This is a genomic window from Mesorhizobium sp. M0598 (assembly GCF_040320865.1).
Lineage (GTDB): Bacteria > Pseudomonadota > Alphaproteobacteria > Rhizobiales > Rhizobiaceae > Mesorhizobium.
Genome location: NZ_JAMYQL010000029.1, coordinates 34,720 through 60,787 on the forward strand (window position 1 = coordinate 34,720; position 26,068 = coordinate 60,787).

Genomic DNA, 26,068 nt, shown 5'->3' on the forward strand with positions numbered 1-26,068 from the left:
GGCGGTTCGCAAAAATGTGACCGAATGAGCCCGGCTCTCCACCGGGCTTTTCTCTTTGTCGATCGGCGATTTTCGCTTACCGTGCGTCATGTCTGGTTTTGCCCGTGCAAGACATCTCGTCTCGGGTGCCGCCGCGCTGGCGTCGGTGCTATGGCTGACTGCAAACTCCCGCGCCGCCGAGCCGGTCGACGTCGAACTGGTGCTGGCAGTCGACGTTTCGCTGTCCATGTCGCCGGACGAGCTCGAAATCCAGCGTCATGGCTATGCGGCGGCGCTGACGCATGACGATGTCTTGCAGGCAATCGGCGAAGGCGCTCATGGCAAGATTGCCGTCACCTATGTCGAATGGGCTGGCGCGACCTGGCAGCAGGTCGTCGTGCCGTGGACGGTGATCGCCAATCGTGCCGACGCCGAGCGGCTGGCAGCGCAGCTTTCCGCTCATCCGCCGGCCAGTGCCAGGCGCACCTCGATCTCCGGCGCGCTGGAATTCGCCAGCGATCTCTTTGCTGAAAGCGGCTTCCAGGGCGTCAAGCGGGTGATCGACATTTCGGGTGACGGCCCCAACAACCAGGGCGCACCTGTCGATATCACCCGCGACGCCGTGATCAAGCAAGGCATCACCGTCAACGGCCTGCCGCTGATGACCAGGGGCGGGTTCAGCAGCGCTTACGATGTCAACAATCTCGACCGCTACTACAGCGACTGTGTCATCGGCGGGCCGGGATCCTTCATGATCCCGGTCAATGACTGGACGCAGTTTCCGGAGGCCATCCGCCGCAAGCTGGTGCTGGAGCTTGCCGGTCCGGCCTCGTCGGAGCGAGCGGCGGAAGAGGCGGCGCATCCGCCATTGGTGCTGGTACAGGACATCCCCGTCACCGACTGTCTGGTCGGCGAAAAAATGTGGCGCGACCGCAGCTGGATGTACAACAGCCGCTGATGGCGGAGTTTGCTGTCGATGGTGACATACCGCAGTGCAGCATCTGCTTCATTGACAAGCCTGCGGGCGTCTGTGACACAATTCCCCATCCGAACACATAAAAGGGGAACCGACATGAACAGGATCGGAATTCTTGCCGCAAGCTTGACGCTTGCCGTCGGATTGTCCGCGCCGGCGATGGCCGCCACATCGGTCAGCATCGGCATCAGTGGATGGACCGGCTTTGCGCCGCTGACGCTCGCCAAGCAGGCCGGCATCTTCGAAAAGCACGGCCTCGACGTCACCTTGAAGAAGGTGCCGCAAGCCAGCCGGCCGCTCGCCATCGCCAGCGGCGACCTGCAATGCGCCGCCACCACGGTCGAGACCTGGCTGGTCTGGAACGCCAATGGCGTGACGACCAAGCAGATATTCCAGCTCGACAAATCCTACGGCGCCGACGGCATCGTCGCCCGCAACGACATCAACACCGTCGCCGATCTCAAAGGTAAGTCGGTCGCGTCTTCGGCGCCGGGCACCTCGCCCTATTTCATGCTGGCCTGGGTGCTCAACAAGAACGGCATGTCGACCAAGGACGTGACGGTCGTCAACCTGGAGCCGGATGCGGCGGCGCAGGCGTTTCTCGCCGGCCAGAACGATGCGGCGGTCACCTATGAGCCGTTCATCTCGGCGGTGCGCGAAAAGTCCGACCAGGGCCATATCCTTGTGACCACTCTCGACTATCCGATGGTGCTCGATACGGTCGGCTGCACGCCGGAGTTCCTCAAGGCCAATCCGGATGTGGGCAAGGCGCTTGCCGACAGCTATTTCGAGGCACTCGACCTGATCAAGAGCGATCCGGCGAAATCCTATGAGACGATGGGTGCCGACGTGAAGCAGTCGGCCAAGGAATTCGAAGAGTCGGCCAAATACCTGAAATGGGCCGACAAGGCTGAAAACAAGCAGTTCTTCACCAAGGAATTCCAGGACTTTTCCAAGACCGCCGGCGAGCTTCTGCTGCAGATGGGTTTAATCAAGGAAGCGCCTGACGTCTCGACATTGGCCGACACCAGCGCCGTCGCCGACTAACCGGCAGGATTGTCGCCCGGCGGCGGCGCGTGCGCCGCCGCTTTTTCATTCAGATCAGAGGACGGTCGAAGATGCCGCGCCCCTTGCATCCGGTCTCGCCGGGCATTCGAACCGTGCTCGGCATTTCGTTCTTCGTGCTGTTCGTGGCGTTCTGGGCGTGGATCACGCTTGGCGGCCACGTCAATCGCATTTTCCTTGCCGATCCGCTGTCGATGGTGAGAGACGGTTGGCGGCTGCTGGTCGAGGACCGCTTCTGGCTCGACATCCTCATCACCATCTGGCGCGTCTTCGGCGGGTTCCTGATGGCGGCCATCGTTGCCGTGCCGCTCGGCATCGTGATGGGTGCATGGAAGCCCGTGGAGGCGTTCCTGGAGCCGTTCGTCTCCTTCGCCCGCTATCTGCCGGCATCGGCCTTCATCCCGCTGCTCATCCTGTGGGCGGGCGTTGGCGAGCTCGAAAAACTGCTGGTGATCTTCGTCGGCTCGGTGTTCCAGATCATCCTGATCATCGCGGTCAAGGTCGGCGGCACACGGCGCGACCTGGTCGAGGCGGCCTACACGCTTGGCTCGTCCGACAACGGCATCGTGCGGCGCGTGATCATGCCGGCCAATGCGCCGGAGATTGCCGAGACCCTGCGGCTGGTGCTCGGCTGGGCCTGGACCTATGTCATCGTCGCCGAGCTGATCGGCTCGTCGTCGGGCATCGGCTACATGATCATCAACAGCCAGTCGCGGCTGGCGACAGGGCAGATCATCTTCGGCATCATCGTCATCGGCCTGATCGGGCTGTTGTCCGATTTCGCCTTCAAGGCGCTCAACCGTTGGCTGTTTCCATGGAGCCTGGCGTGAGCAAGCTGCTCATCGAAGGCGTCTCGCGCACCTTCGCCGGTGTCGGCGGTGGGCAGCCGATCAAGGCGCTGATGCCGATCGATCTGGCGGTCGCCGCCAACGACTTCATCACCATCCTGGGGCCATCCGGCTGTGGAAAGTCGACGCTGCTCAGGATCGTCGCCGGCCTCGAAGCGCCGAGTGGGGGACGTGTTCTGCTCGACGGCAGGGTGGTGGACCGGCCCGGTCCAGACCGCGGCATGGTTTTCCAGTCCTATACGCTGTTTCCGTGGCTGACGGTCGCCGAGAACATCGCCTTCGGCCTGCGCGAACGTGGAATGGCCGAGCACGAGCGCAGCGAAATCGTCGCTTCTTACGTCGATCTCGTCGGGCTGCGAGGTTTTGAAAACCACTGGCCGAAGCAGCTTTCCGGCGGCATGCAGCAGCGCACCGCGATTGCCCGGGCACTGGCCAACGATCCGGAGATCCTGCTGCTCGACGAGCCGTTCGGCGCACTCGACAACCAGACCCGCGGGCTGATGCAGGAACTGCTTCTCGGCATCTGGGAGCGCCGGCAAAAAACGGTGCTGTTCGTCACCCACGACATAGAGGAGGCGATCTTCATGGCTTCGCGCGTGGTCGTGATGACGGCACGGCCGGGCCGCATCAAATCGGACGTTGCCGTCGACCTGCCGCATCCGCGCCACTACACGCTGAAGACCAGCCCGGAGTTTTCGGCACTGAAGGCGCGGCTGACGGAAGATATCCGCGTCGAGGCGATGCGCACGGCGCAGATATAGTCGGGTCAGCAAGGCGCCTGAACGGCTCAGAGACTTCGTAAGTCCTTGATAAGCACGTAAAGATGCAGCGGGTCCGTCGGCGATTGCGCGAATCCGTAGCGTTCGTAAAACGTGCGGGCGCCGTCGTTCTTGGCGTGGACGACGACCGCGCGGATACCTGCAATATCGGCCGCCTGCAAACTGCGCAGGACGGCATCGCGCAACAGTCCGCCGCCGACGCCTTTGCCTTGCCAGTCCAGACCGACCGCAAGACGCGCCAGCAGCATTACAGGCACCGGATGGCGGGCGAGACCTTTCGTCGATCGCTCGGGCGCACCCTCGTATTTAACTTCACCAACGACCAGGGTGTAAAGGCCGATCACATCTTCGCCAGAGAGACCAATGTAGGTCTGCGATGCATTGGCTTGCTGGTTTTGGAATGCATAGCGTACGAGAAAGCGATTGAGCGGTTCTTCACCGCAGTCGAACTGTCCACCAAATGCTTGCGGGCCAGTTTCTCGATCTGGAATTCGCTCACGCTGGATCGCGACCGGAAAAGATGCTTGGTTCGTTCAATAAGCGCTTGAGGCGGGGGAGATCACGCGTTGGCGCGTCGAGCGCTGCCATGAACGCGACCCATTTTTCGGCGTCTAGATGAAAGCTGCGCCGGTCGGCTAATGTTTCTTCGGCTCGCGCAAGCGCGCTTTCAAGCACGAAATCGCTGAGCGAACGGCGTTCGGTCGCGGCGGCGGTTGCGAGTGTACGCTTTGCCTGGGAGGTAAGGCGCAAGTCCAGTTTTTCCGATCTGGTGGTTCTGGTCGTCATTGGTACCTCTCGATTGAAGGATACCACGCCAGACAATGTCATGACAATTTCGGCCGCGCCCGCGAAACGTGCTGGATCAAGCCGCCAGAAGCTGCTTGCGGTCGACGCGTTCCTGTTGCGGCGAGCGGGCGTACAACTCGCGATAGCATTTGGAGAAATGCGAGGCGGAAACAAAGCCGCAGGCGACCGCCACTTCGACCACCGGCAACGACGACTGGATCAGCAGGTGCCGGGCGCGGTCGAGGCGGATCTCCAGATAGTAACGGGCAGGGGAGCGCCCCATCTCGGTGCGGAACAGGCGCTCAATCTGCCGGCGCGACAGGTCGACATGGTCAGCGACCTCGATCAGCGAGAGCGGCTCGGAGAGATTGGCTTCCATCAGCTCGATAATGGTCAGAACCTTGGAATTCTGCACGCCAAGGCGGGCGCGCAGCGGCAGGCGCTGGCGGTCGGTCGGGCTGCGCACGCGATCAGTCAGCACCTGCTCGCAGACGCGGTTGACGAGGCTTTCGTCGAAATCGTCGCCGATCAGCTTCAGCATCATGTCGAGCGCGGCGGTGCCGCCGGCGCAGGTGTAGATGTTCTGGTCGATCTCGAAGAGGTCGGCGAAGACATTGGCCTTGGGGAACGCCTCGGAAAAGCCCGGCAGGTTCTCCCAATGGATGGCGCAGCGCTTGTTGGACAGCAGGCCTGCGGCGGCCAGGATATGCGCGCCGGTGCACAGGCCGCCGACGGCAACGCCGCGATTGTACTCCTCGCGCAACCAGGCAAAGGCCGATTTGTTCTGGTAGCGTTCGACATTGATGCCGCTGCAGACGATGGCCATGTTCGGCCGGTCCGGTCCGGACATTTTCTTGCGCTCTTCCTCCAGCGAGGTGTTGACGGCGCATTCGACGCCGTTCGAGGCGCGCACCGGCTTGCCGTCGATGCTGGCGAGCCGCCAGCGATAGGCTTCATAGCCGAGCATGCGGTTGGCCGAACGCAACGGATCGAGCGCCGTCGCGAAGGCGATCATGGTGAAATCGGGGACCAGGAAGAATACGAACGATCGCCGGATCGGGTGCTTTACGACGTTCACGGGTAGATCCTCACGCTGCAATGGCGCGAACAGGATGTCGCGATTAGCATAGCGACATCAGGAAAGACGTTTCCTGTCAATTGGCTAGATGGCAACGGAGCGACTTTATTTGCGACACGGGTCGCAAATGGGCAATCGCTATGCGGCGAAGGACGCGACATGCCGCCGGATCGAGCAAACGAGCCTACGCAGTCTGCGCACACGAAAACGCCGCCTCGGCAAAACCGAAGCGGCGCTGGATCGACTTCGAAGCAGCACTAGGCTGCTTCCGCCGGGATTGCCGCGTCTCAGGCGACGAAGCCGAGGCGCGCGGCAGCCATGGCACCGGTCTGGCCAGGCATGGTGTTGGCCAGGCGCTGGCGCTCGAGCGCGGTCGTCAGGTTCATTTCGCGACGGGCAAAGAGGCGGGCAAAAAGCTTCATGATCATCTCCATTCGGTTGCTCAGACGGGTCGCCTTCGCTTGATGGAGTGGGGCAGCTCGTTTGTTGATGATGATATAGGCTTACGTGAGGGGAAACTAAATCGCAAAAGCGAAGCACTTGATATGAAAAGCGACACGGAATGCGACAAATTTGGGCATTCTGCCCAGGATTTTCGATTATTTACAATGTGTTGATTGCCAGTGCGGGCTGCTATGCGACTTGCTCATATGCGGCATGCGACGGCGACATGGCTCGGGAAAATCATTGGAGTACAAACAAAAAGGCCTGCCGGGCTGATCTGCGCGGCAGGCCTTCAGCTGTTGATACACACGGTTTACTTTGCTCCAGCCCAGGATCCCACACCATGGCGAGTGCCGGCCTTGGCATCGGCAGCTTCAGGCCAGCCGATATCCTTCTGCAGTTCAATCGGCAGCGCGCGGATGGCGCGTTCCGTCTGGTAGCGGGCACGGGCCTCGCTGAACTCGGTCGCGATCCGACCGATGGATGACAGGATAGACATCTCATTCTCCTTCGCGTTGGGCCGGGTTGTCCCGGCACTTGCAGCGTCAGGCGGTACACCGGGTTTGTTTCAGCTTCATTTCGTGTCGATTGCAGGTCCGTGTCATGGTTGTTTCGGGACCACTTCGATGCGTCCTGCCTTCGATGGAGTTGACTATCCTCCCAAACTGATGTTCAATCAAACGAAATGGAATGATGGTTTGCATCAGAAAAATTGAAGGTCGCTTGCCATGAACGCCCCACTCAATCATCCGCTGCCGCTGCTCGATCTCGATGTTCTGCGCACTTTCGTCGCAATCGCCGAGACCGGCAGCTTCACCACTGCGGCCAATGCGGTCTTCCGCACGCCGTCGGCCGTCTCGATGCAGATCAAGAAGCTGGAGGACATTCTCGGCCGTTCGGTGTTCGCGCGCGACGCCCGTTCGGTGACGCTGACCACCGATGGCGAGATGCTGCTCGGCTATGCGCGCCGGCTGCTGTCGATCAATCGCGAGGTGGTGTCGAAGTTCATCATTCCAGACATTGTCGGGGTGGTGCGGCTCGGCTCGCCGGACGATTACGGCGAACGTGTACTGCCGCATGTGCTGAAGCGGTTCGCGCAATCGCATCCATCGATCGCGGTCGACGTCACCATCGACCAGAGCGTCAATCTGCGCCGGCGCATGGACGACCGGGCGCTCGACATCACGTTGCTCACCAACTCCTACAAGACCAGCGCGATTGGCGCCGAAGTGCTGCTCACCGAGCCGATCGTCTGGGCCGGTGCCAAGGGCGGTTGCGCGCATCTGCGTGAGCCGCTGCCGGTCTCATTGTGGGAAGAGGGGTGTGCCTGGCGGGCAGGGGCATTGGAGGCGCTTGGCCGCGAGGGCCGCAACTACCGTATCGCCTATATGAGCGCACACACGGCCGGCCAGCGCGCCGCGATCATGGCGGATCTTGCAGTGGCGCCGCTGCCGAAATCCTTCCTCGGCAGCGACATGGTCGAGTTGTGCCCGAAGGACGGCATGCCTGACATCGGCACCTACAATCTGGCCATGGTGGTGACGCCGGACGCCAGCGCGCCGGTGAAGGCAGTCGCCGACCATATCCGCGCGACGTTTGAGATGTTCAGGGAAACTGGGAAGTTCTGAGCCAAACTACGACCTGAGCGGCGCAACCAGATCGCGAGGGGTTCCGTCGCGGTCTGCCCTTTGCAGCCACAACTCTCCTGCCTTGGCATGATAACTGTCAGTTTCGTTGGTCAAGAAGGCCACTATGCTGTCCCGCGCGCGTCGCGCCTCCGGCATGTCGATCAACGGCCAGACATGGAACATGCCTTGCTCGTGGACGACCTCAATTTCGACGCCGGCCGCGCGTGCCTTTTCCGCGAAGATCAGATTGTCGGGGGTGAGCAGATCGCGTGAACCGGTCAGCAGCAGCGTTTTGGGCAGCACCGACAGGTCGCCGTAAACCGGGCTGATGCGCCAGTCGGTGGGATCTATGCCGGCGCTGTAAAGCCGGATCGCCTCGCGGCCGCCGGCAATGCCCAGCCACGGATCGTTGCGTTCGGCCTCATACATTTCTGGGTTGGCGAGCGACACGTCGAGACCGGGCGAAATCAGCACGTGGCGTGATGGCAAGGGCAGGCCATTTTGCGCAGCCATCATCGTCAGCACGACGGCCATGTTTCCGCCGGCGGAATCGCCCATGAAGATGATATCATTCGCCCTGGTTTCGCCGAACATCTGGCGGTAGACAGCGCCGACCATACCAAACATGGCGTGGAAATCGTGTTCGGGAGCAATGGGATAGATCGGCACAGTGATACCGAACCCGAGGCGGTCGGCCATGTCGGCGATCAGCCGCCAATGATAGGGTGTGATTTCAAAGACATAAGCGCCGCCGTGCAGGTAGAGAATCCGCCTCCGCTCACCAGCCTGGGGAGCGATCTCGTAGACGGGAAAGCCGTTGATCGTGCGGGTTGTGATCTCCAGGCGTGACCGCAGCGACGCAGGCGGCTGATGGTTTTCCGTCTTGCGCGCATAGGCGATCCAGCGCTGCAGGTTCTCGGGGCTGGAAAACGCCTTCTTGCGGCTGTACCTGAGGACGAACGACACGACGTGGCTTTTGAGACTGGGCATGCAGATACACGGACTTCGGCTGAGCCGACTAAGAGAACCCCCGACTATTTCGAAGATTGTGTCGCCACCAAAAAAGTCAAGATTGATGCAATCTCAACACGGTCGTTTGATCCCAGCTGTCGACAAAGCGTCCGGCCATGAAGTCTCTGGCCTACCGGCGCAGCTCAACGCCGCGGCAGCAACGCGGCGCGCAGCCAATTGCTGGGTGCAGCCGGAGCCGCATAGCGGCTCCGGCGAATAGCGAGCAGCTTGCATTTGTCGATGAATTTCATCCGCGCTGCACGCCCCATCCGACCGAAAGCTGCCTTTCGCTCGAACGCGGCGACACCGGCCAGCCAATGTCCTTTTGGATCTCAGGCGGCAAGCTGTTGAGGATGCGCAGCGACTTGCGCGCTTCGCGTGTTTTCTTGAAGGCCGCACCATAGCGGCCGAGGCTTTCGAACATCGACATCTTGATCTCCTTGGAGCGTTGCGGTGGCCGAAAACTGTTTCCGCCTGCCGTTCGATGCCGGTTAAATGCTCCGCCTATGTATCTGGCGGATTTCACGAAAACGCGTTTTCGTTTCCAGATCGGCGCGATCTGGAAACATTTGCATACAAATGAAAATGGAAGGTCTGACCGCCTAGCGGAGGCGAGTCATCCCCGCCCGCGCCGCGCGGCGTGGCCTTCGCGCGAACGCCGCCGCGGGGCAGCGTCGCCGGCAATGCCGTCTTCACTCACCGTCTTGCGCGGCGGCAGTTTCACCGCCGCCGACAGCTTGGGAAACGGGTCGATCTTGTTCGGGAGCGCCATGGCATAAACGAAATGTTCCTGGAATTTCGGCTCCAGCGCCGTCTCGATCTTCTCGATCTTGCTAACGGTTTCCTCGATCTCGCGGCGATAGCCACGGTTCAACAGCGCCATGCGGGCGCCGGCGCCGGCCGCATTGCCAACGGCCGAGACCTTGTCGAGGTCGCAATCCGGAATCAGGCCCAGCACCATTGCGTATTTCGGGTCGATGAACGAGCCGAATGCGCCGGCGAAGTGGATGCGGTCGACATGATCGGTGTGCTGCTTTTCCATCAAAAGCTTGGTGCCGGCATAAAGGGCGGCCTTGGCAAGCTGGATGGCGCGCACGTCGGTCTGGGTGATGGTGATCTTGGGCTCGCCTTCCTTCAGCACATAGGAGAAGGTGCGGCCATTGGCGACGACGCGAGGCGAGTGGGCGCTCAGCGATCCATCGACGACACCGTCCTCAGAGATGATGCCGGCGAGATACATCTCGGCGACCACCTCGATGATGCCGGAGCCGCAAATACCGGTGACGCCGGTCGCCTGCACGCTGTCGAGGAAGCCCGGCTCGTCGGACCAGAGTTCCGAGCCGATGACGCGGTATTTCGGTTCCAGCGTTTCAGGATCGATGCGGACGCGCTCGATGGCACCCGGTGCGGCGCGCTGGCCACCGGAGATTTCCGCACCTTCGAAGGCCGGGCCAGTTGGCGATGAGGCCGCCACGACCCGCTGGCGATTGCCGAGCACGATCTCGGCATTGGTGCCGACATCGACGATCAGCATCATCTCGTCCTGGCGGTGCGGCCCTTCCGACAGCGTCACTGCGGCAGCGTCCGCGCCGACATGGCCGGCAATGCAAGGAAGCATAAAGAGCCTGGCGCCCTGGTTGAGCTTCAAACCGATATCCGATGCCTTGATGTGCACGGCGCCGGAGACGGCTAGCGCGAAGGGGGCGCCGCCGAGCTCGGTCGGATCGATGCCGAGGAACAGATGGTGCATGATCGGATTGCCGACGAACACGGAATCCAGGATGTCGTTGCGTTGGACGTTGCCTTCGGTGCAGACCTTGTCCACAAGCCCCGAAATGGCCTCGCGCACGGCGACCGTCATGCCTTCGCGGCCGTCCGGGTTCATCATCACATACGAGACACGGCTCATCAGATCCTCGCCGAAGCGGATCTGCGGATTGGATGTGCCCGACGAGGCGGCGACGCGGCCCGACAGCAACGACACCAGATGCATGGCGATCGTGGTCGAGCCGATATCGCAGGCAAGTCCGTACGCCTCGTTCTTGAGGCCGGGCCACAAAGCGATGACCCGTGCGGTCTCGCTGTCGGTGTCCTTGTGGATGGCGGCGGTCGCGGTCCAGTTGCCTTTGCGCAAAATGCCTTGCACCTGCGGCAACAGATGGAAATCGAAATCGAGGCTCTTGAGGCCCCAGTCCTTCATCAGCGCGATCTTCAGACGGTCGAGGTCGCCGAGCGGCTTGTGCATGTCGGGTTCTTCGATCTCGACATAGCACATGCGGATTGCCGCATCGCGGGCGATGACCCTGGTGTCGGCGTCCTTGCGGATGGTCTGCGCGTTGATGACGGTGTCCTGCGGCACGTCGACGACGAGATCGCCGAGAATCTGCGCCGAGCAGGACAGCCGGCGGCGCTCGGGCAGGCCGCGTACGCGCTCGTAGCGCTCTTCCTTGGCGCCCTTGGGCGAGAGGTGATCGTTGGAGGAAACGATCTTGTGCTTGGCGAAATTGCCTTCCTGCACCTCGATCTGGCAACGCCCGCAAGTGGCACGCCCGCCGCACACGCTCTCGACATAGACACCGAGCTGGCGCGCGGCATCCAGAACCGGCGTGCCGACCGGAAACCGCCCGCGCTTGCCCGACGGCATGAACAGCACGAGCGGATCGGTGATGTTGACGGGAGAGTTCATACGTTCCAGACTTTACTTTCTACGCAGCTCAGGTCCTGGCCACCGCAGCGATGCCGCTGTGTCTCGGTTCCTCCCCAGTCCTAGGCCCCATATCGTGTCGGCCAAGACCTGGCTCAACCCCGGGCCATACGCGCTTCGCGGCCGCCGCGCCTGCGTCCGCCATTGCCATTGCCATCGCCCGGCGCGTTGACCTGCGTCCGGGCGGCAACGGCCTGGCCGCCTTCAGCAGGCTTGTAGTCCTTATAGGTCCTGATCCAGTTGGTGCAGTTCTCGTCGGTGCCGTTCAGCACGTTGGCGCCGCGCACCGCTTCCATTTCCTGCGGCCGCACCGGGTTCATGATCGCCGAGGTCATGCCGGCGCCGATCACCATCGGGATGAAGGCGGCGTTGATGCCATGACGGTGCGGCAGGCCGAACGAGATGTTGGAGAGGCCGCAGGTGGTGTTGACCTTGAGCTCCTCGCGCAGCCGGCGTAGCAGGGCAAATACCTGGCGGCCGGCATCGCCCAGCGCGCCGATCGGCATGACCAGCGGGTCGACGACCACATCATGCGCCGGAATGCCGAAGTCGGCACAGCGCTGAACGATCTTCTTGGCGACGGCGAAGCGCACATCGGGGTCCATCGAAATACCGGTCTCGTCGTTGGAAATGGCGACGACGGGAACGTTGTATTTCTTGATCAACGGCAGGATGGCTTCGAGCTTTTCCTCCTCGCCGGTGACGGAATTGACCAGCGGCCGGCCCTTGGCGACCTTCAGCGCCGCTTCGATTGCCGCAGTCACGGAGGAGTCGATCGACAACGGCAGGTCGACCAGGCCTTGTACGATCTCCAGCGTCTGCACCAGCAGCGCCGGCTCGGTGGCGTTGGGATCGACTGCAGTGACGCCGGCATTGACGTCGAGCATGGTCGCGCCGCAGGCGGCCTGCTCCAGCGCATCCTTGATGACGGTCTCAAAATTGCCGGCGATCATTTCGGCGGCCAGTTTTTTGCGGCCGGTCGGATTGATGCGCTCGCCGATCACGCAGAAGGGCTGATCGAAGCCGATGATGATTTCTCGTGTCGCCGAGGCGACGATGGTGCGGGTCATGAAATCTCTCCATCGTGATATAAAGAGTTCTTTATATCGTTATCTGTTTCTGATCAAGCGAATGCTGACGATTCGCGCTGTCAATGCGCGGTCTTGACCATGTCGACCTGGGTTTCAGTGAGGTCGTCATGCAGTATGTGGTCGAGCCGGTCGGCAACGAGCTGGTCGTCGCGGCGGATTTCGCGTTTCCACGGCCGGCGACCCTTCAGCACGCCGGATTCGTCGACGATCTCGGCGACGTATTCTTCCTGGCGGTAGGCCATCACATGGACGCCGGATACACCGGGAATTTCCTTCACCTCATTGATAATGTCGATGCAGAGCTGCTTGCCTTCCTTCTTCTGATCCTGGGCGCCTTCCAGGCGCTTGACGATCTGATCGGGAATGTGAATGCCCGGTACGTTGGAGCGGATCCATTTGGCCGTCTTGGCCGAGGCCAGCGGCCCGACGCCGCACAGGATGAAACATTTCTCGGTATAGCCGAGATCGCGGACCTTCTGCATGTAGGTGCGGAACATCGGTACGTCGAAGCAGTACTGGCTCTGCACGAATTGTGCCCCGGCGGCGATCTTCTTGCCCAGCCGATAGGGCCGGAAATCGATCGGCGGCGCGAACGGGTTGATGGCCGCGCCAAGGAAAAGCTGCGGCGGCGTCGTGAGTTTTCGGCCGGACAGGAATTTGCCGTTATCGCGCATAACGCGGCAAGTTTCGAGCAGCGACATGCAGTCGAGATCGAACACCGGCTTGGCGCCGGGCTGGTCGCCGGCCTGCACGCCATCGCCGGTCAGGCAGAGCATGTTGGCGACGCCCATCGCAGCACCCCCAAGCACGTCGCCCTGGATGGCGATGCGGTTCCGGTCGCGGCAGGCGATCTGCATGATCGGGGCATAGCCCATGCGGGTCAGCAGCGCGCAGATGCCGACCGACGACATGTGGCAGTTGGCGCCGGAAGCGTCGACGGCATTGATGGCGTCGACCCAACCGTCGAAAATCCTGGCGCGGTTGTAGACGTCTTCCGGATCGGCGCTGTCAGGCGGATTGAGCTCGGTCGTCACTGCGAACTCGCCGCGCCTGAGGACGCGTTCCAGCCGGCCACGCGAGGTGTGGCCGGGCAGGGGATCGAGCGGCAAATGGATGCCGGCCGGATTCTCGTCTGGCTGACGGCCGATCATGCCGACGCTCCGGTCTTCGTAGTATTCCGGGCCGCATTGCGGGCGGCCGCGGCCTGCGCGGTGACCCGCAGCCAGGCGGAGGTTTCGCGCAAGGACTGATCCACCGGCTTCTGCACGTCAAAAATCTTGTCGCCATGCGCCATGTTCTGCGAGCCTTCCCAAGCTTTGACCCAGACGCAAGGCATATCAGGCTCGACCTCGCAATTGCCGTTGGCGCGGACACCGCCGCAAGGGCCGTTGCGCAATTGTTTGGGGCAGTTCATCGGGCACGACATGCCGGTCGAGGAAAGAATGCACTGGCCGCACATGCGGCAGTCGAACATGAAGCCCTTGACGCGCTTTTCGACGAATTTCACGGGCCCTTCGACACGGCTGTAGCCGATGCCCTTCCACAGCGGATGGAGGAGCAGGAACATGTCGGCGAATTTGCCGTAGAACCATTCGAGCAGCCGCGAATGCCGCACAGACCAAAGGCGCACCGCGAAAGAGCGCTGCACACGCCGCTGTGGCGACACGTCGGCCGGCTTGTAGTCGGATTTCGGCGCCGCCTTCTTGACGATGGTCGCCTGGGTTACGCCGGCTCGAGCCGTCGTCGCCGGCATTGATTGGGGATCAGACATTTTCTTTGCCCCCCGCCTTGACCAGAGCGACCAGCCGCTCACGGTCGTATTTCGCATCAAGTTCCTGAAGAGCCTTCTCGGCCTCGGCTTCAAGATCGTCACTGACCGGGAGGGGTTCTGCCTTGCGCCATTCGGCAAGATAGTCGTCGGTGCCGCCAGCGCCGGTGCGCATGGCGCACATGTCGATCGCCTCGGTGAAGCGCAGCGGCAGTTCGCGCTTGGCGTTCTGCCGGCCCTTCTTGACGATGACCTGGGCGGGGATGTCGCGCCAGTAGACGACGATCAGATCGGCCATAATTTCCTGCTCCTGCAGAGCGCCGTGCGTCCAATCGGACGCACAAACGATGCTCTACCATTTAACTCCGCTGCATCGTGCTCTCCGAAGATCGATTCCGATCTTTTGGCCAATGCAGTGGTTTCGAGCATTGCCGGAAGCGCTGTTGGGCTGCTTGTTATGGGACGACGCGGGGGCCTTCAAAAGCGACGCAATCGACGGCCGCGGTTGAAAGCGGAGTTTCTTCCAGCACTGGTCAGCCGGCGCGGCCATCGTAGCTGCCGACCAGCTTCCTGTGGAAGCGCACGTAACCTCGTTCGGTCGTGCGTAAATGCTCCGCGACGATGTCATGGAAGCGCGGCAGGCGGTGGAAGGGAACGGCCGGATAGGAATGGTGCTCGGAATGGTACGGCATGTTCCAAGCCACGAACCGCACCAGCCTTGTGGTGAAGGTGGTGCGGGTGTTCTCGAGCATGTTGGCGACATGCGGGCACAACGCGTGCTCGGCCAGCAGGTAGGCACGCAAAAACGGCTGTCCGACCAGCACCGGCACGATCCAGACCCACAACAGCAGCGCCGACTGCGCGGCGAGCGATGCGGCCAGCAATGCCGCATAGCCGATCAGGAACAGCCGTGCTTCGGCAACCACCTTGCCGCGGCCCTTTTCCGGCACGAAGCCGTCGCGATTGCGGCCAGCCGCATTGGTTACGATCACGCGGCCCATGGCGATCCAATAGGGGCTGCCGGACAGATAGCGCAGATATTGGCTGACGGTCTCCGGCTTCGGCGCCATCAGTTCGGGGTCGTTTCTCCGGTCGTGCGTGTGGCGGTGATGGGCGAAATGGAAATAGCGGAACCATGCCGGCGGCAGCAGGATCAGGAAGCCGGCCACGGCAGCAACAGCGCGATTGAGCCACGCCGTCCTGAACGCGGTTTCATGGATGGTCTCGTGCAACGGCGTGAAGAAGAAGACGATCAGGACTCCCTGCGGCAAGACGAGCAGCGGCCAGAACGGGATGCGGGCGGCGATCAGCGCGCCCAGCAGGATAACCAGCCCGGCATGGACCGCCAGCCGGACAATGCCTGGCCGGTCAAGCCTGGCGGTGAGGTCGCGACGGTCCTCGACCGAAAGGCCGGCAATGATGGTGCGGTGGTCGATGTCGCTCATGATGCAATGTTAGTGGCGGGTGGCTGTCCGGTAAATCGGCGCGTCACCAGACGCCGTTCCTTATCCCCGTCCAGAGATAAAACCATACCGTCGGATGATACCATTGTTTCGAAGGCAGGCCGGGATCCACCGTGCCGACCTTGCCAGCCAGCGCATCCCTGACCGCTTCGACGCAGATGTCGCGCGAGAAGGCCGCCTGCCGCAACGCGTAGCTTGAAATTGTGTCGCCCGGCTGCGGTTTGCCACGCGTCTGCCGCAGCACGCCGCCAGTATCGACGCCGGCGTCGACCAGATGCACGGTGGTGCCGAAGTTCTCCGCATCGCCTGAAGCCAGCGCCCAGTAGCCGCCGTTCATGCCACGATATTTCGGGGCGATGCCGGCATGGTAGTTGAGGACCGGGCAAGGGATTTTCGCCAGCGTCTGCAGCGACAGCAAGCGGCAGCCGGCGAGCAGCACCACACCCGGCTGGATTTCCGCAATCGCCTGCAGGCACTCCGGCGCGTTGGCCGACGAGACATAAATGATCTTTTGCCCAGGCTTCGGTTCGGTTTGCAGCTTCTGCCCGGCGGCAAGCCGTGCTGCGTGGCCGGCGAAGAAGCGCTTGCCGAGGCGCGTCAGCACCATCGTGCCGAGTTGACCGATGGCCGAGGTCCAGCCTTGCCGCCGCGCCCGCGCGAGAAGCAATTGCTTTTTGGATTCAGGAGCTTCGAGGATGACGCTGACCGGGCCGAGTTGATCGGCGAGGGCGTTGACGATCGCCCAGATATGCGGGCCGCCTTCGGTGACGACGACGATCGGCCGTTGGTTTGTTTTCGACAGTGCCATGCTCTGCGACCCCCCGCAAAGAACCTGTTCTTTGCGCGCGAATGCTAGGCTGACCGGGTTAACCCCTGGTGATCGGGGCTCAGCGCTTGAATTCGAGGATATCGAGCTTCGATTCGTAATAGGGCGCCGGGAACTCGATGCGCCATTCACTGGCGCTGTTGCGGAAGGCATAGCCGACCTGATCGCTTTCCGGCCCGCTGCCGTAGGGCTTTGCCGGATCGTCGTTGACGTGGAAGGAACCGAGATAGATCGCGCGTTTCTCGCCATCGTCGAAGAAGCGGCCCTTGGTGCGCTGCGAGCCGGTGATCTTTTCCAGTCTCCAGCCGGAACCGTCGTCGCTCACCTTGCATTTGAACCAGCCATAGATGACGAGCGGGCCCAATCCGCCGGCCTTGATGGTGCGGCATTGCCATTTGCCGGTCAGGTCCTTGTCAGAGAAGGGAACCAGCGGCTTTGCCAGCAAGGCGTCGAGCTGCTTGACCTCGGCGGGATCGCCGGCCTTCGCCTCGTCAAGCGCTGCCTTGCGCGTCTCGCCATATTTGTTGAGCCGCGCCTTGTCGGCAGCCGTTATCAGCTTCTGCACCTCGCCATCGGCGAACGCGGGCATCGTCAAGCAGAGGACAGTTGCTGCGGCAAACATGAGGCGAGCGATCATCGGTGGCGTTTCCCTTTTGATGGCTGGAGCAGGCTGTTTTCTTGTCTGGCGCATACCTTAATGTTTCGCCGCGTTCTGTCATCCGTGGCTGAGCATCGACAGCAGAAACGAGGTGGAAAGAATGCGGATCTTGCTGACGGGATCGTCCGGTTGGCTGGGCAGCGCCTTGGCGCCGCGGCTGCGGGCTCTTGGTCATGACGTCACCGGCCTCGATCCCGTCCCATCCTCGGAAACGCGAATCGTCGGCTCTGTCGCCGATCGCGACCTGGTCATGAGGGCGGTCGAGGAGAACCGCATCGAGGCCATCATCCATAGCGGCGCGCTGCACAAGCCTGACATCGAACGTCATCGCAACGAGGATTTCGTCGAGACGAATGTGCGCGGCACGCTCAACCTGCTCGATGCGGCAGCAGCTTTTGGCGTTCAGCGCTTCGTGTTTACGTCGACGACATCGCTGATGATTTCCGAGTCCATACGCACCACCGGCTTCACCGGCGGGGCGCGCAAGGCGGCATGGCTGACGGAAGACATGTCGCCTGAACCGCGCAACATCTACGGCGTCACCAAGCTTTCAGCCGAACAGCTCTGCCGGCTCTATCATTTGCAGTTCGGCCTGCCGGTGATCGTGTTGCGCACCGCCCGGTTTTTTCCCGAGGCGGACGACACGGCGCACGTGATCGAACAGTCGGATGCCAACACCAAGGCCAATGAGCTGTTGTTCCGCCGGCTGACGGTGGAGGACGCAGCCGACGCCCACATCGCTGCCCTGGAGAAAGGGCCGCAATTGGGCTTCGAGACTTTCATCATCTCGGCACCGACGCCTTTCCAGCCCGAAGATTGCGCGGCCTTGATCGCCGACGCGCCGTCGGTCGTCGCGCGCTATTTTCCGGATTATCCGGCACTCTACACGAAGAAAGGCTGGACGATGTTTTCGTCGATCGACCGGGTCTATGATGCGTCGCGGGCTAGGGACCGGCTGGGTTTCGTCTGCAAGACGAGCTTTGCAGATGTGCTCGCCGGGCTTGAAGCTGAAGAACGCTTTGCCTAGAAATATCGTCAAGCCAGGATTGCAGCGCTGGCCAGTTCCTTCGTCAGGTCACCATAGCCGGTCGAGCGCCGCTCATAGGCGAGGCCGAGCATTTTCGCCGCCTTTTCGGCGACCTTGTCGAGTTCCGGGTCGTCGGTCTGAGCGATATAGATCAGCTTCTCGTAGTTGCCGAAATAGTCCTTGATCAGCTCCGGGTGCTTGTCCAGACCGAGCGGCTTCATGAAGAAGGCATCGAATTGCCGGCAGAGGAAATCGGTCATGTAGAACGACATCATGTCGTCATCGGCGACCTTCGCATAGGCATCCATGCCCTGGTAGAAAGCAAAGCAATGCGGCCCGGCCATGCGCTCGACGCCATGCTTCTCGCAGATCCGATCGAGCAAGCCACCCGTGCCGCAATCGGCATAGCCGACGAATATGTGGCTGTAGCCGTCGGTCTTGGCCTTCTCGATAGCCTTGTCCATGGCCGGCGCGATGCGGTCCGGATAGAAATGGAACTCCGCCGGCAGGCAGGTCAGGTCGAGATGGTCGAGCCCGAGCTGCTCCTTGACCGCCAAAACTTCGCGCGCAATCATCCCGCAGGCGATGACGAGCAGCCTGTCGCCTTGATCGGATTGTTGTTTTCGCGCGGTAGTCATGGAACCAGTCTAATCCATCTTCGTTGCTGTCCAGCGAATTTATATCCTGAGGGAGACACCATTCATGAAATTGTTCCGCGTCGCGCCAATCGCTATTCTCGCCTGCGCCTTGGCTGTTTCGGCCTGCGCCAACACGGTGCGCGGCGTCGGTAAGGATATCAAATCCACTGCGAAGGCTGTTGACGATACCGTCAAGAAACCCTGATCCGCACGGCTCTAAACATTTGGGAATAAAAAAGCCGCACTGCAAGGCGCGGCTTTTCTCGTTGGTGCCGGACTTATTGGCTCAGGCCGAAGCGCGGACGTTGTGCTTGCGCTTCATGAAGTCCTTGGCGGTCTCGACCGCCACCGCGGCGTCGCGGCAATAGGCGTCGGCGCCGACGGCTTTGCCGAATTCCTCGTTGAGCGGTGCGCCGCCGACCAGCACGACATAGTCATCGCGAATGCCCTTTTCCTTCATCGTATCGATGACGACTTTCATGTAAGGCATGGTCGTCGTCAGCAGCGCCGACATGCCGATGATGTCGGGCTGGTGCTTTTCGATGGCATCGAGATATTTTTCGACCGCATTGTTGATGCCCAGGTCGATGACATCGAAGCCGGCGCCTTCCATCATCATGCCGACCAGATTCTTGCCGATGTCATGGATGTCGCCCTTGACGGTGCCGATCACCATCTTGCCCTGCTTCGGCGCGCCGGTGGCGACAAGCAGCGGACGCAGGATGAACATGCCGGCCTTCATCGCGTTGGCCGACAGCAGCACTTCGGGAACGAACAGGATGCCGTCGCGGAAGTCCTCGCCGACGATGCGCATGCCCTCGACCAGAGCCTCGGTTAACACCTTGTAAGGCGCCCAGCCGCGCTCGAGAAGGATATTGGTGCCTTCCTCGATTTCTTCCTTCAACCCGTCATAAAGATCGTCGTGCATCTGCTGCACCAACTCGTCGTCGGAGAGTTCCGAAAGGATGATCTCGTCGTCGGCCATTTTTTCTCAGGCTCCTTGCCGGCTACAACTGTTGCGGCAGCTTAAAAATATCGCGTCAATACCTAACCCGCACGGGCCGGTTGTCCATAGCTGATTTGCGACTTCCCGCAAAACGAAAGCGACCGTAAATCTCTTGGAATTCTTGTCGATTTTGCGACAGGCGTTGGCGCTGGCGGGCCGTTTCGAATAGGGTGCATGGCTACGATCCGGCCAGAGACCGCAATATGCGGCCGCAAACGGATTTCAGGCCGGTGCAAGAGCCAGGCCGGAGTAAATCAGGCCAGAACGAAAGCCAGGGAAGAACGATTATGAGTGAGAACGCGCCGGTCGATCAGGAAGCGTCAAACGCACGGCGCGGGCGCGCTGCCAGCGGTGGCGCCGCAGCCCGACGGGCTGCGCGTTCGGGCGGCGGCCCCGGCACACAGCTCACCTATATCAAGCGCAAGATCAACGTCTATGAAGTGCTGGACGAGGAAGGGCTGGCGCTGATCGAAAAGAACACCGACACCGTGCTGGAGGAGATCGGCATCATCTTCCGCGACGACGCCGAGGCGCTGCAGCTTTGGAAAGAGGCGGGCGCCGACGTCAAGGGCGAGCGGGTGCATTTCCCCAAGGGCCTCTGCCGCTCGCTGTTGAAGACCGCTCCGTCCGTCTATACCCAGCACGCCCGCAACGGCGAGCGCTCGGTGCAGATCGGCGGCAACGCGACAGTGTTCGCGCCGGTCTATGGACCGCCCTTCGTGCGCGATCTCGACGGCGTCAGGCGCTATGCAACGATCGAGGATTTCCGGAATTTCGTGAAACTCGCCTATATGGCGCCGTCGATCCACCATTCCGGCGGCACGGTCTGCGAGCCGGTCGACGTGCCGGTCAACAAGCGCCATCTCGACATGGTCTACAGCCATATCAAATATTCAGACAAGCCGTTCATGGGCTCGGTGACCGCGCCCGAGCGCGCTGAAGATACGGTGGCAATGGCCAAGATCGTGTTCGGTGACGATTTCGTCGAGAACAACACGGTGCTGACCAGCCTGATCAACGCCAACTCGCCGATGGTTTTCGACGAGACCATGCTGGGAGCGCTGAAGGTCTATTCGCGCCACAACCAAGCCTGCATCGTCACGCCGTTCATCCTTGCCGGTGCGATGAGCCCGGTGACGGTCGCCGGTACACTGACGCAGGTTTTGGCCGAAGTGCTGGCCGGCGCGTCGTTCACGCAGCTGATCCGGCCGGGTGCGCCGGTGCTGTTCGGCACCTTCGCCTCGTCGATCTCGATGCAGTCGGGCGCGCCGACCTTCGGCACGCCGGAGCCGTCGCTGGTCTCGTATGGCGCCGCACAGCTTGCCCGTCGGCTCGGCCTGCCGTTTCGCACCGGCGGTTCGCTCTGTGCTTCAAAAATCCCCGATGCGCAGGCCGCCTACGAGAGCGCCAACACGCTGAACTCGACGATCCTCGCCGGCACCAACTTCGTGCTGCATTCGGCCGGCTGGCTCGAGGGCGGTCTCGCCTCCTGCTACGAAAAGTTCATGATGGACATCGACCAGCTCGGCATGACGCAGAAGTTCTCCGAGGGTGTCGACCTGTCGGAAAACGGCCAGGCGATGGATGCCATCCGCCAGGTCGGCCCGGGCAGCCACTATCTCGGCTGCGACCACACCCAGGCCAATTTCCAGACCGCGTTCTACCGTTCCAACATTGCCGACAACAATTCTTACGAGCAATGGCTGGCGGAAGGCGAAAAAACCGCGCCGCAGCGCGCCAACGAGCTCGCCCGCCGCTGGCTGGAAAGCTACGAGGCGCCGCATCTCGATCAGGGTATCGACGACGGGCTGAAGGACTTCATTGCCAGGAAGAAGGCGTCGATGGCCGACGCCTTCACCTGAAAGGAGCCCGAATCAGGCGGGGCTAAAGTCGCCAACATCATCCACAAGGAAGTCTGGCGGAGTGCCTTCTCCGACCCGGACAAGAAGGGATGATCCCGAGCGCAGCATGATCGAAACCATCGCGGCTGCGCTTTCCGCCCACGGCCTTATGCTTCGCGGCGGCTTCGATTTTGCGGGCGGTGAGGAAACACCTTCCGGTCTCTCCGGCGCTGCCGCCAGATCCGTTCTGCTGGTGGGGCAGGCGGGCGCCGCACCTTGGCCGCACTTCCTGCGCTGGCTGGAGAGACAGTCACAGCCGATCGACGATCCGCTCGACAGATGGTCTCGCGAAGTGATCGGCGCGGTGGCCGAAAGATTCGGGGCACGCGCGGTGTCGCCGTCCGACAGGCCTTATCTGCCATTCCAGCAATGGGCGATGCGTGCGGAGGGGCTGAAGCCGTCGCCGCTCGGCATTCTCATGCATCCGAAATATGGGCTCTGGCATGCCTATCGCGGCGCGCTGCTGTTCGAAAATGAGATTGCGCTCCAAGAACCCCACGACGTAATTCACCTTTGCGATACATGTTTGGAAAAACCTTGCCTGAAATCCTGTCCGGTCGAGGCTTATTCTGCGAATGGTTTTGCACATGAAACCTGTCTGGCCCATGTGCTCGGGCAAAACGGCGCGCCTTGCCGAACCGGCGGCTGTCTTGATCGCAACGCCTGTCCCTACGGCACCGATTATCGCTATCCGTCCGAGGTTCAGGCCTTTCACATGGCAGCATTTGCGCGTCTGTAGCGTCGCCGAATTCCGCACGAAATCTTGAAGCAGATCGCCTTACTACAGCTTGCGGCGACGGCCACCGCGGGTATCTATCGCACGTCAGATCAACGGAGCGGATGATGGCCACGCAAGCGATGCAGATCAAGACAAGCGACGGCATTGCCAAGGCCCGGCTGTTCCGTTCGGCGGCCCCAGCCAAGGCAGCGATCATCCTCTACATGGACGTTTTCGGTCCGCGACCGGCGCTCGACCAAATGGCGGAAAGGCTTACCGACGAAGGCTATGCGGTGCTTGTGCCGGACCTCTTTTACCGCAATGCGCCCTACGGTCCGTTCGATCCCAAGACTGCGTTCGGCGACGAGAGGAGCAAGGCCGCCATCACAGGTCTCCTCGGCGGCACGACCCAGGAGATGACGATCCGCGACAGCGGCGCTTTCCTCGATGTGCTCGCTGCCCAGGGCCTAACCGGGCCGGTCGGCATTGTCGGCTATTGCATGGGCGGAGCGCGGGCGCTGAACGCCGCGGCCAGCTATCCCGATCGCATCGCCGCCGCGGCCAGTTTTCACGGCGGCAATCTGGCTGGTGACGCAGCCGACAGTCCGCATCGGAAGGCCGCCTCGGTCAAGGCAAGGGTCTATATCGGCACCGCCGGTGTCGACCGCAGCTTTCCGCCGGAGCAATCGGCGCGGCTGGCCGAAACACTGCGCGCCGCCGAGGTCGATCATGTCATAGAGAACTATGCCGGCATGGCGCATGGCTGGTGCATGCCGGACCACAGTGCCTTCGATGCAGCCGGCGCCGAACGCCACTGGAAGCGGCTGACGACGCTGTTTGCGGAGACGCTCGGCCAAGGCACGCCAACCATTACGACGTGACCGCCCGCCAAAAAATTCTTTCCATCGCCCCAAGGAACCGCCATTAGCCTTCGTCCAACAGGCAAATGATGGCGATGATGCTGGACGAAAGCGAAGCCTCCGACGCCGAACTGATCGGACGGGCGAAGGGCGGAGACCGGGGTGCTTTCGGCAAGTTGCTCGAAAGGCACTATGGTTTCGTCTATCGCGCCGCCTATCGTTGGTGCGGGAAAAAGGCCGACGCCGAGGACATCGCCCAGGAAGTCTGCGTCCGGCTCGGGCGGGCGATCCGCGACTATCACGGCAGCGGTGCCTTCACGACGTGGCTCTACACCATGACGCTGAATGCGGCGCGCGACATGATGCGCAAGACCGCCCGCGAGACGGTCAAGACCGAGGCCTATGGCGCCTATGCGCTGATTTCGGGGGAAATCTCGTCTGAGCCGGAAGACCCGGCCGAGGCGCTCTGGGCAGCGGTGCGCAAGCTGCCGGACAAGCAGCGCGATGCGGTGCTGCTGGTTTATGGCGAAGGGCTGAGCCACTCCGCCGCCGCCGAGGCGATGGCGATCTCGGAGACAACGGTTTCCTGGCACATCCATGAAGCGAAGAAACGGCTGAAGACGCTGATGCGTTCAGCCGGGGAAGTGTGACCATGGTCGACGACAACGAACTCAACAGACTACGCGACATCGCAGCACCGGCGCCGGACTCGGACGCAAAGGCGCGTGCCCTCCAGGCTGCGCTGCGCGCCTATGACATGGAAGAAAAAACTTTGCCGGGCGCCCAAGGATCGGTGAGCGGGCTTCGTCTCACAGAGCGAGCACAAAGGCTCTGGAGCGAAATCATGCAAAAGAAACTCTTCGCCACGCCGGCCATTGCCGGGCTCGTTGCCCTGCCGATCGCCGGATACGCTACCATCTACATGCTTGGGGAATCCAAATTCGGCGGGCCCGAATTCGGCGGGGATAAGATCACCGAAACGCTGGCTGACAAACCGGCGACCGTCAAACCGCCGGTCGTTGCCGAAGCGGACAAGCAGAAGAAGGCGGACGCCGACCGTGAAAGCCGCGACACCGGCGAGGCGCTTGTGGCGCCGACATCGCCGCCGAAGGCGGAATCGACCGCAGTCGGCGGGCTGACGCAGCAGGATGTGCTCAGCCGCAATGCACCTGAACCGGCGCAGAGCGGCGAGTTCGCGCTGGATGGGGGTGCAAGCTCCGCGGCTCCGGCAGTCGATGGCGGCGCGCGGGTCGGACGCATGCCTGGCACGGTTGCCGAGTCCAAGCTGATGGCACAGCAGCCCGCCGCTGCGCCGGCCGACCAGATGCTGCCGCAAGAGGAAAACCGCGACCGCGTCGAGAATTTCAAGACCAACCCGGTGCATGCCGCACTTGAAGACCCGGTCTCGACCTTCTCGATCGATGTCGACACCGCTTCCTATTCCTTCGTCCGGCGCTCGCTGAAGGAAGGCTTTATCCCGCAGGCCGACACGGTTCGCGTCGAGGAGATGATCAACTACTTCCCTTATGCCTGGAAGGGACCGGACTCCGCCTCGACGCCGTTCAACTCGACCGTCAGCGTCATGCCGACGCCGTGGAACGAGCACACCAGGCTGATGCATGTCGCCATCAAGGGTTTCGACGTGAAGCCGGCCGAGCAGCCCAGGGCCAATCTGGTCTTCCTGATCGATGTGTCGGGCTCGATGAACGAGCAGGACAAGCTGCCGCTCCTGCAGTCGGCCTTCCGGCTGCTGGTCAACAAGCTGAGACCTGACGACACCGTCTCGATCGTCACCTATGCGGGCGATGCCGGTACCGTGCTGGAGCCCACCAAGGCTTCGGAAAAGGACAAGATCCTCGCTGCCATCGACAAGCTGACATCCGGCGGCTCGACGGCAGGCGAGGCCGGCATCAAGGAAGCCTACAGGCTGGCGCAGAAATCCTTCGTCAAGGACGGCATCAATCGGGTGATGCTCGCCACCGATGGCGGCTTCAATGTCGGCCAGACCGACGACGACGACCTGAAGCGGCTGATCGAAAAGGAGCGCAAGACAGGCGTATTCCTGTCGGTGTTCGGCTTCGGCCGCGACAATCTGAACGACCAGATGATGCAGACCATCGCCCAGAACGGCAATGGCACTGCTGCCTACATCGATACGTTGGCGGAGGCCGAGAAGGTGCTGGTCGAGGATGCCTCCTCGACACTGTTCACCATCGCCAAGGACGTGAAGATCCAGGTCGAGTTCAACCCGAACAAGGTCTCGGAGTACCGGCTGATTGGCTACGAAACCCGCGCCCTGAACCGAGAGGATTTCAACAATGACCGGGTCGATGCCGGCGAGATCGGCTCAGGTCATTCAGTCACCGCGATCTACGAGATCACGCCTAAGGGCAGCGGCGGCGAACAGATCGACCAGCTGCGCTACGGCCAGGCCTCGGTGAACAATGGCGGTGTCGCCAATGCCGACGAATATGCTTTCGTCAAGATTCGCTACAAGCTGCCGAACGAGGACACCTCGAAGCTGATCACCACGCCGGTAACGTCAGCCAACGAGGTGGCGTCGTTCGACCAGGCCAGCACCGACCAGCGTTTCTCCGTTGCCGTTGCTGCCTTCGGCCAGAAGCTGCGCGACGAGGATGCGACCGCGAAGTTCGGCTACGACAAGATCATGGAGATTGCCACCGCCGCCAGAGGAGCCGACCCGTTTGGATACCGGTCCGAGTTCCTCTCGCTTGTGCGCCTTGCCTCGGCGCTCGGCGGTAACCGGTAGTGGCAATGACGGCCGGTTTCTTTCAGATGGGATCGTTCTGATAG

Annotated in this window: 29 protein-coding genes; 12 read left to right on the top strand and 17 right to left on the bottom strand. The window is 61.8% G+C overall.

Annotated features, from left to right (window positions below; translation table 11 throughout):
- The first annotated feature begins 88 nt into the window (after positions 1-88).
- From NKI59_RS26845 to NKI59_RS26860, 4 genes are all read left to right on the top strand, one after another.
- Positions 89-937, top strand: a complete 849-nt coding sequence (locus NKI59_RS26845; protein ID WP_352707858.1) for a DUF1194 domain-containing protein — start codon at positions 89-91, stop codon at positions 935-937.
- Positions 938-1,051: 114 nt separating this feature from the next.
- A complete protein-coding gene (locus NKI59_RS26850) occupies positions 1,052-2,002 on the top strand; it encodes an ABC transporter substrate-binding protein (RefSeq protein ID WP_352707859.1) in 951 nt (316 codons plus the stop codon).
- 71 nt (positions 2,003-2,073) lie between these two features.
- Positions 2,074-2,850: an ABC transporter permease gene (locus tag NKI59_RS26855; protein ID WP_023676527.1), complete on the top strand. Its 777-nt coding sequence runs from the start codon at positions 2,074-2,076 to the stop codon at positions 2,848-2,850.
- Positions 2,847-3,629, top strand: coding sequence for an ABC transporter ATP-binding protein (locus NKI59_RS26860; RefSeq protein WP_352707860.1), 783 nt, complete (start codon positions 2,847-2,849; stop codon positions 3,627-3,629). The genes NKI59_RS26855 and NKI59_RS26860 overlap by 4 nt, the downstream gene beginning before the upstream one ends.
- A 26-nt stretch (positions 3,630-3,655) precedes the next feature.
- Here NKI59_RS26860 and NKI59_RS26865 read toward each other — a convergent pair whose 3' ends face one another.
- From NKI59_RS26865 to NKI59_RS26885, 5 genes are all read right to left on the bottom strand, one after another.
- Positions 3,656-4,153: a GNAT family N-acetyltransferase gene (locus NKI59_RS26865; RefSeq protein ID WP_352707889.1), complete on the bottom strand. Its 498-nt coding sequence runs from the start codon at positions 4,151-4,153 to the stop codon at positions 3,656-3,658.
- Positions 4,143-4,433, bottom strand: a complete 291-nt coding sequence (locus NKI59_RS26870) for a type II toxin-antitoxin system TacA family antitoxin (protein ID WP_352707861.1) — start codon at positions 4,431-4,433, stop codon at positions 4,143-4,145. The genes NKI59_RS26865 and NKI59_RS26870 overlap by 11 nt, the downstream gene beginning before the upstream one ends.
- Before the next feature lie 76 nt (positions 4,434-4,509).
- Positions 4,510-5,448, bottom strand: coding sequence for a GlxA family transcriptional regulator (locus NKI59_RS26875; protein WP_348625928.1), 939 nt, complete (start codon positions 5,446-5,448; stop codon positions 4,510-4,512).
- A gap of 350 nt (positions 5,449-5,798) precedes the next feature.
- The gene (locus NKI59_RS26880) at positions 5,799-5,933 is read right to left on the bottom strand and encodes a hypothetical protein (RefSeq protein ID WP_013894968.1); all 135 of its coding nucleotides are present in this window, start codon (positions 5,931-5,933) and stop codon (positions 5,799-5,801) included.
- Between the two features lie 335 nt (positions 5,934-6,268).
- Positions 6,269-6,454: a hypothetical protein gene (locus NKI59_RS26885; protein ID WP_352452109.1), complete on the bottom strand. Its 186-nt coding sequence runs from the start codon at positions 6,452-6,454 to the stop codon at positions 6,269-6,271.
- Positions 6,455-6,683: 229 nt separating this feature from the next.
- Here NKI59_RS26885 and NKI59_RS26890 point away from each other — a divergent pair, with 229 nt between their 5' ends.
- Positions 6,684-7,583: a LysR substrate-binding domain-containing protein gene (locus NKI59_RS26890; RefSeq protein ID WP_023676521.1), complete on the top strand. Its 900-nt coding sequence runs from the start codon at positions 6,684-6,686 to the stop codon at positions 7,581-7,583.
- A gap of 6 nt (positions 7,584-7,589) precedes the next feature.
- Here NKI59_RS26890 and NKI59_RS26895 read toward each other — a convergent pair whose 3' ends face one another.
- From NKI59_RS26895 to NKI59_RS26940, 10 genes are all read right to left on the bottom strand, one after another.
- Positions 7,590-8,573, bottom strand: a complete 984-nt coding sequence (locus NKI59_RS26895; RefSeq protein WP_352707862.1) for an alpha/beta hydrolase — start codon at positions 8,571-8,573, stop codon at positions 7,590-7,592.
- A gap of 268 nt (positions 8,574-8,841) precedes the next feature.
- A complete protein-coding gene (locus NKI59_RS26900; RefSeq protein ID WP_352617602.1) occupies positions 8,842-9,024 on the bottom strand; it encodes a hypothetical protein in 183 nt (60 codons plus the stop codon).
- 186 nt (positions 9,025-9,210) lie between these two features.
- The gene (locus NKI59_RS26905; RefSeq protein WP_352707863.1) at positions 9,211-11,280 is read right to left on the bottom strand and encodes an ASKHA domain-containing protein; all 2,070 of its coding nucleotides are present in this window, start codon (positions 11,278-11,280) and stop codon (positions 9,211-9,213) included.
- A 113-nt stretch (positions 11,281-11,393) separates the two neighbouring features.
- Positions 11,394-12,368: a methyltetrahydrofolate cobalamin methyltransferase gene (locus NKI59_RS26910; protein ID WP_023676516.1), complete on the bottom strand. Its 975-nt coding sequence runs from the start codon at positions 12,366-12,368 to the stop codon at positions 11,394-11,396.
- 80 nt (positions 12,369-12,448) lie between these two features.
- Entirely contained in the window at positions 12,449-13,540 is a 1,092-nt protein-coding gene (locus tag NKI59_RS26915) for a methylenetetrahydrofolate reductase (RefSeq protein ID WP_023676515.1), read from the bottom strand.
- Positions 13,537-14,160, bottom strand: a complete 624-nt coding sequence (locus tag NKI59_RS26920) for a methylenetetrahydrofolate reductase C-terminal domain-containing protein (protein WP_352707864.1) — start codon at positions 14,158-14,160, stop codon at positions 13,537-13,539. Before NKI59_RS26920 ends, NKI59_RS26915 begins: the two co-directional genes overlap by 4 nt.
- Positions 14,153-14,455, bottom strand: coding sequence for a virulence factor (locus tag NKI59_RS26925; protein ID WP_352452105.1), 303 nt, complete (start codon positions 14,453-14,455; stop codon positions 14,153-14,155). The genes NKI59_RS26920 and NKI59_RS26925 overlap by 8 nt, the downstream gene beginning before the upstream one ends.
- 235 nt (positions 14,456-14,690) lie before the next feature.
- Positions 14,691-15,602: a fatty acid desaturase gene (locus tag NKI59_RS26930; RefSeq protein WP_352707865.1), complete on the bottom strand. Its 912-nt coding sequence runs from the start codon at positions 15,600-15,602 to the stop codon at positions 14,691-14,693.
- Positions 15,603-15,645: 43 nt separating this feature from the next.
- Positions 15,646-16,428: a formyl transferase gene (locus NKI59_RS26935; RefSeq protein WP_352452103.1), complete on the bottom strand. Its 783-nt coding sequence runs from the start codon at positions 16,426-16,428 to the stop codon at positions 15,646-15,648.
- A gap of 79 nt (positions 16,429-16,507) precedes the next feature.
- Positions 16,508-17,083, bottom strand: a complete 576-nt coding sequence (locus NKI59_RS26940; RefSeq protein ID WP_352452102.1) for a DUF4893 domain-containing protein — start codon at positions 17,081-17,083, stop codon at positions 16,508-16,510.
- A gap of 121 nt (positions 17,084-17,204) precedes the next feature.
- Between NKI59_RS26940 and NKI59_RS26945 the strand changes: the two genes are divergently transcribed.
- Positions 17,205-18,131: an NAD-dependent epimerase/dehydratase family protein gene (locus NKI59_RS26945; protein WP_352707866.1), complete on the top strand. Its 927-nt coding sequence runs from the start codon at positions 17,205-17,207 to the stop codon at positions 18,129-18,131.
- A gap of 8 nt (positions 18,132-18,139) precedes the next feature.
- On the opposite strand, the gene NKI59_RS26950 is transcribed toward NKI59_RS26945, so the two are convergent.
- Entirely contained in the window at positions 18,140-18,769 is a 630-nt protein-coding gene (locus tag NKI59_RS26950) for a DUF1638 domain-containing protein (RefSeq protein WP_352707867.1), read from the bottom strand.
- 64 nt (positions 18,770-18,833) lie between these two features.
- Between NKI59_RS26950 and NKI59_RS26955 the strand changes: the two genes are divergently transcribed.
- The gene (locus tag NKI59_RS26955) at positions 18,834-18,974 is read left to right on the top strand and encodes an entericidin A/B family lipoprotein (RefSeq protein WP_023676507.1); all 141 of its coding nucleotides are present in this window, start codon (positions 18,834-18,836) and stop codon (positions 18,972-18,974) included.
- A gap of 81 nt (positions 18,975-19,055) precedes the next feature.
- Here NKI59_RS26955 and NKI59_RS26960 read toward each other — a convergent pair whose 3' ends face one another.
- Positions 19,056-19,754 (bottom strand): cobalamin B12-binding domain-containing protein, encoded by a 699-nt coding sequence (locus NKI59_RS26960; RefSeq protein ID WP_023676506.1) that lies wholly within the window; start codon positions 19,752-19,754, stop codon positions 19,056-19,058.
- Between the two features lie 308 nt (positions 19,755-20,062).
- On the opposite strand from NKI59_RS26960, the gene NKI59_RS26965 reads away from it, so the two are divergent.
- The 5 genes from NKI59_RS26965 (at position 20,063) to NKI59_RS26985 (ending at position 26,024) form a co-directional block, all read left to right on the top strand.
- Positions 20,063-21,637 carry a trimethylamine methyltransferase family protein gene (locus NKI59_RS26965; protein ID WP_352452099.1) on the top strand — a complete coding sequence of 525 codons (1,575 nt, stop codon included), beginning with the start codon at positions 20,063-20,065 and terminating at the stop codon, positions 21,635-21,637.
- A gap of 106 nt (positions 21,638-21,743) precedes the next feature.
- Entirely contained in the window at positions 21,744-22,415 is a 672-nt protein-coding gene (locus tag NKI59_RS26970; protein ID WP_352707868.1) for a hypothetical protein, read from the top strand.
- A 104-nt stretch (positions 22,416-22,519) separates the two neighbouring features.
- Positions 22,520-23,275 (top strand): dienelactone hydrolase family protein, encoded by a 756-nt coding sequence (locus NKI59_RS26975; protein ID WP_352707869.1) that lies wholly within the window; start codon positions 22,520-22,522, stop codon positions 23,273-23,275.
- Between the two features lie 68 nt (positions 23,276-23,343).
- Complete coding sequence (locus NKI59_RS26980) at positions 23,344-23,904, top strand: RNA polymerase sigma factor (protein ID WP_352707870.1); 561 nt, start codon at positions 23,344-23,346, stop codon at positions 23,902-23,904.
- A gap of 2 nt (positions 23,905-23,906) precedes the next feature.
- Positions 23,907-26,024 (top strand): vWA domain-containing protein, encoded by a 2,118-nt coding sequence (locus NKI59_RS26985; RefSeq protein ID WP_352707871.1) that lies wholly within the window; start codon positions 23,907-23,909, stop codon positions 26,022-26,024.
- Positions 26,025-26,068 lie beyond the last annotated feature (44 nt).

What these genes read in the sequence shown, in the direction of transcription:
- NKI59_RS26890 (WP_023676521.1), top strand. Translation starts at nt 6,684, where the DNA reads ATGAACGCCCCACTCAATCATCCGCTGCCGCTGCTCGATCTCGATGTT.
- NKI59_RS26980 (WP_352707870.1), top strand. Translation starts at nt 23,344, where the DNA reads ATGGCGATGATGCTGGACGAAAGCGAAGCCTCCGACGCCGAACTGATC.
- NKI59_RS26920 (WP_352707864.1), bottom strand. Translation starts at nt 14,160, where the DNA reads ATGTCTGATCCCCAATCAATGCCGGCGACGACGGCTCGAGCCGGCGTA.
- NKI59_RS26910 (WP_023676516.1), bottom strand. Translation starts at nt 12,368, where the DNA reads ATGACCCGCACCATCGTCGCCTCGGCGACACGAGAAATCATCATCGGC.
- NKI59_RS26975 (WP_352707869.1), top strand. Translation starts at nt 22,520, where the DNA reads ATGGCCACGCAAGCGATGCAGATCAAGACAAGCGACGGCATTGCCAAG.
- NKI59_RS26855 (WP_023676527.1), top strand. Translation starts at nt 2,074, where the DNA reads ATGCCGCGCCCCTTGCATCCGGTCTCGCCGGGCATTCGAACCGTGCTC.
- NKI59_RS26945 (WP_352707866.1), top strand. Translation starts at nt 17,205, where the DNA reads ATGCGGATCTTGCTGACGGGATCGTCCGGTTGGCTGGGCAGCGCCTTG.
- NKI59_RS26940 (WP_352452102.1), bottom strand. Translation starts at nt 17,083, where the DNA reads ATGATCGCTCGCCTCATGTTTGCCGCAGCAACTGTCCTCTGCTTGACG.
- NKI59_RS26965 (WP_352452099.1), top strand. Translation starts at nt 20,063, where the DNA reads ATGAGTGAGAACGCGCCGGTCGATCAGGAAGCGTCAAACGCACGGCGC.
- NKI59_RS26955 (WP_023676507.1), top strand. Translation starts at nt 18,834, where the DNA reads ATGAAATTGTTCCGCGTCGCGCCAATCGCTATTCTCGCCTGCGCCTTG.
- NKI59_RS26895 (WP_352707862.1), bottom strand. Translation starts at nt 8,573, where the DNA reads ATGCCCAGTCTCAAAAGCCACGTCGTGTCGTTCGTCCTCAGGTACAGC.
- NKI59_RS26950 (WP_352707867.1), bottom strand. Translation starts at nt 18,769, where the DNA reads ATGACTACCGCGCGAAAACAACAATCCGATCAAGGCGACAGGCTGCTC.
- NKI59_RS26850 (WP_352707859.1), top strand. Translation starts at nt 1,052, where the DNA reads ATGAACAGGATCGGAATTCTTGCCGCAAGCTTGACGCTTGCCGTCGGA.
- NKI59_RS26885 (WP_352452109.1), bottom strand. Translation starts at nt 6,454, where the DNA reads ATGTCTATCCTGTCATCCATCGGTCGGATCGCGACCGAGTTCAGCGAG.
- NKI59_RS26905 (WP_352707863.1), bottom strand. Translation starts at nt 11,280, where the DNA reads ATGAACTCTCCCGTCAACATCACCGATCCGCTCGTGCTGTTCATGCCG.
- NKI59_RS26880 (WP_013894968.1), bottom strand. Translation starts at nt 5,933, where the DNA reads ATGAAGCTTTTTGCCCGCCTCTTTGCCCGTCGCGAAATGAACCTGACG.
- NKI59_RS26845 (WP_352707858.1), top strand. Translation starts at nt 89, where the DNA reads ATGTCTGGTTTTGCCCGTGCAAGACATCTCGTCTCGGGTGCCGCCGCG.
- NKI59_RS26875 (WP_348625928.1), bottom strand. Translation starts at nt 5,448, where the DNA reads ATGATCGCCTTCGCGACGGCGCTCGATCCGTTGCGTTCGGCCAACCGC.
- NKI59_RS26900 (WP_352617602.1), bottom strand. Translation starts at nt 9,024, where the DNA reads ATGTCGATGTTCGAAAGCCTCGGCCGCTATGGTGCGGCCTTCAAGAAA.
- NKI59_RS26870 (WP_352707861.1), bottom strand. Translation starts at nt 4,433, where the DNA reads ATGACGACCAGAACCACCAGATCGGAAAAACTGGACTTGCGCCTTACC.
- NKI59_RS26930 (WP_352707865.1), bottom strand. Translation starts at nt 15,602, where the DNA reads ATGAGCGACATCGACCACCGCACCATCATTGCCGGCCTTTCGGTCGAG.
- NKI59_RS26985 (WP_352707871.1), top strand. Translation starts at nt 23,907, where the DNA reads ATGGTCGACGACAACGAACTCAACAGACTACGCGACATCGCAGCACCG.
- NKI59_RS26915 (WP_023676515.1), bottom strand. Translation starts at nt 13,540, where the DNA reads ATGATCGGCCGTCAGCCAGACGAGAATCCGGCCGGCATCCATTTGCCG.
- NKI59_RS26960 (WP_023676506.1), bottom strand. Translation starts at nt 19,754, where the DNA reads ATGGCCGACGACGAGATCATCCTTTCGGAACTCTCCGACGACGAGTTG.
- NKI59_RS26935 (WP_352452103.1), bottom strand. Translation starts at nt 16,428, where the DNA reads ATGGCACTGTCGAAAACAAACCAACGGCCGATCGTCGTCGTCACCGAA.
- NKI59_RS26970 (WP_352707868.1), top strand. Translation starts at nt 21,744, where the DNA reads ATGATCGAAACCATCGCGGCTGCGCTTTCCGCCCACGGCCTTATGCTT.
- NKI59_RS26925 (WP_352452105.1), bottom strand. Translation starts at nt 14,455, where the DNA reads ATGGCCGATCTGATCGTCGTCTACTGGCGCGACATCCCCGCCCAGGTC.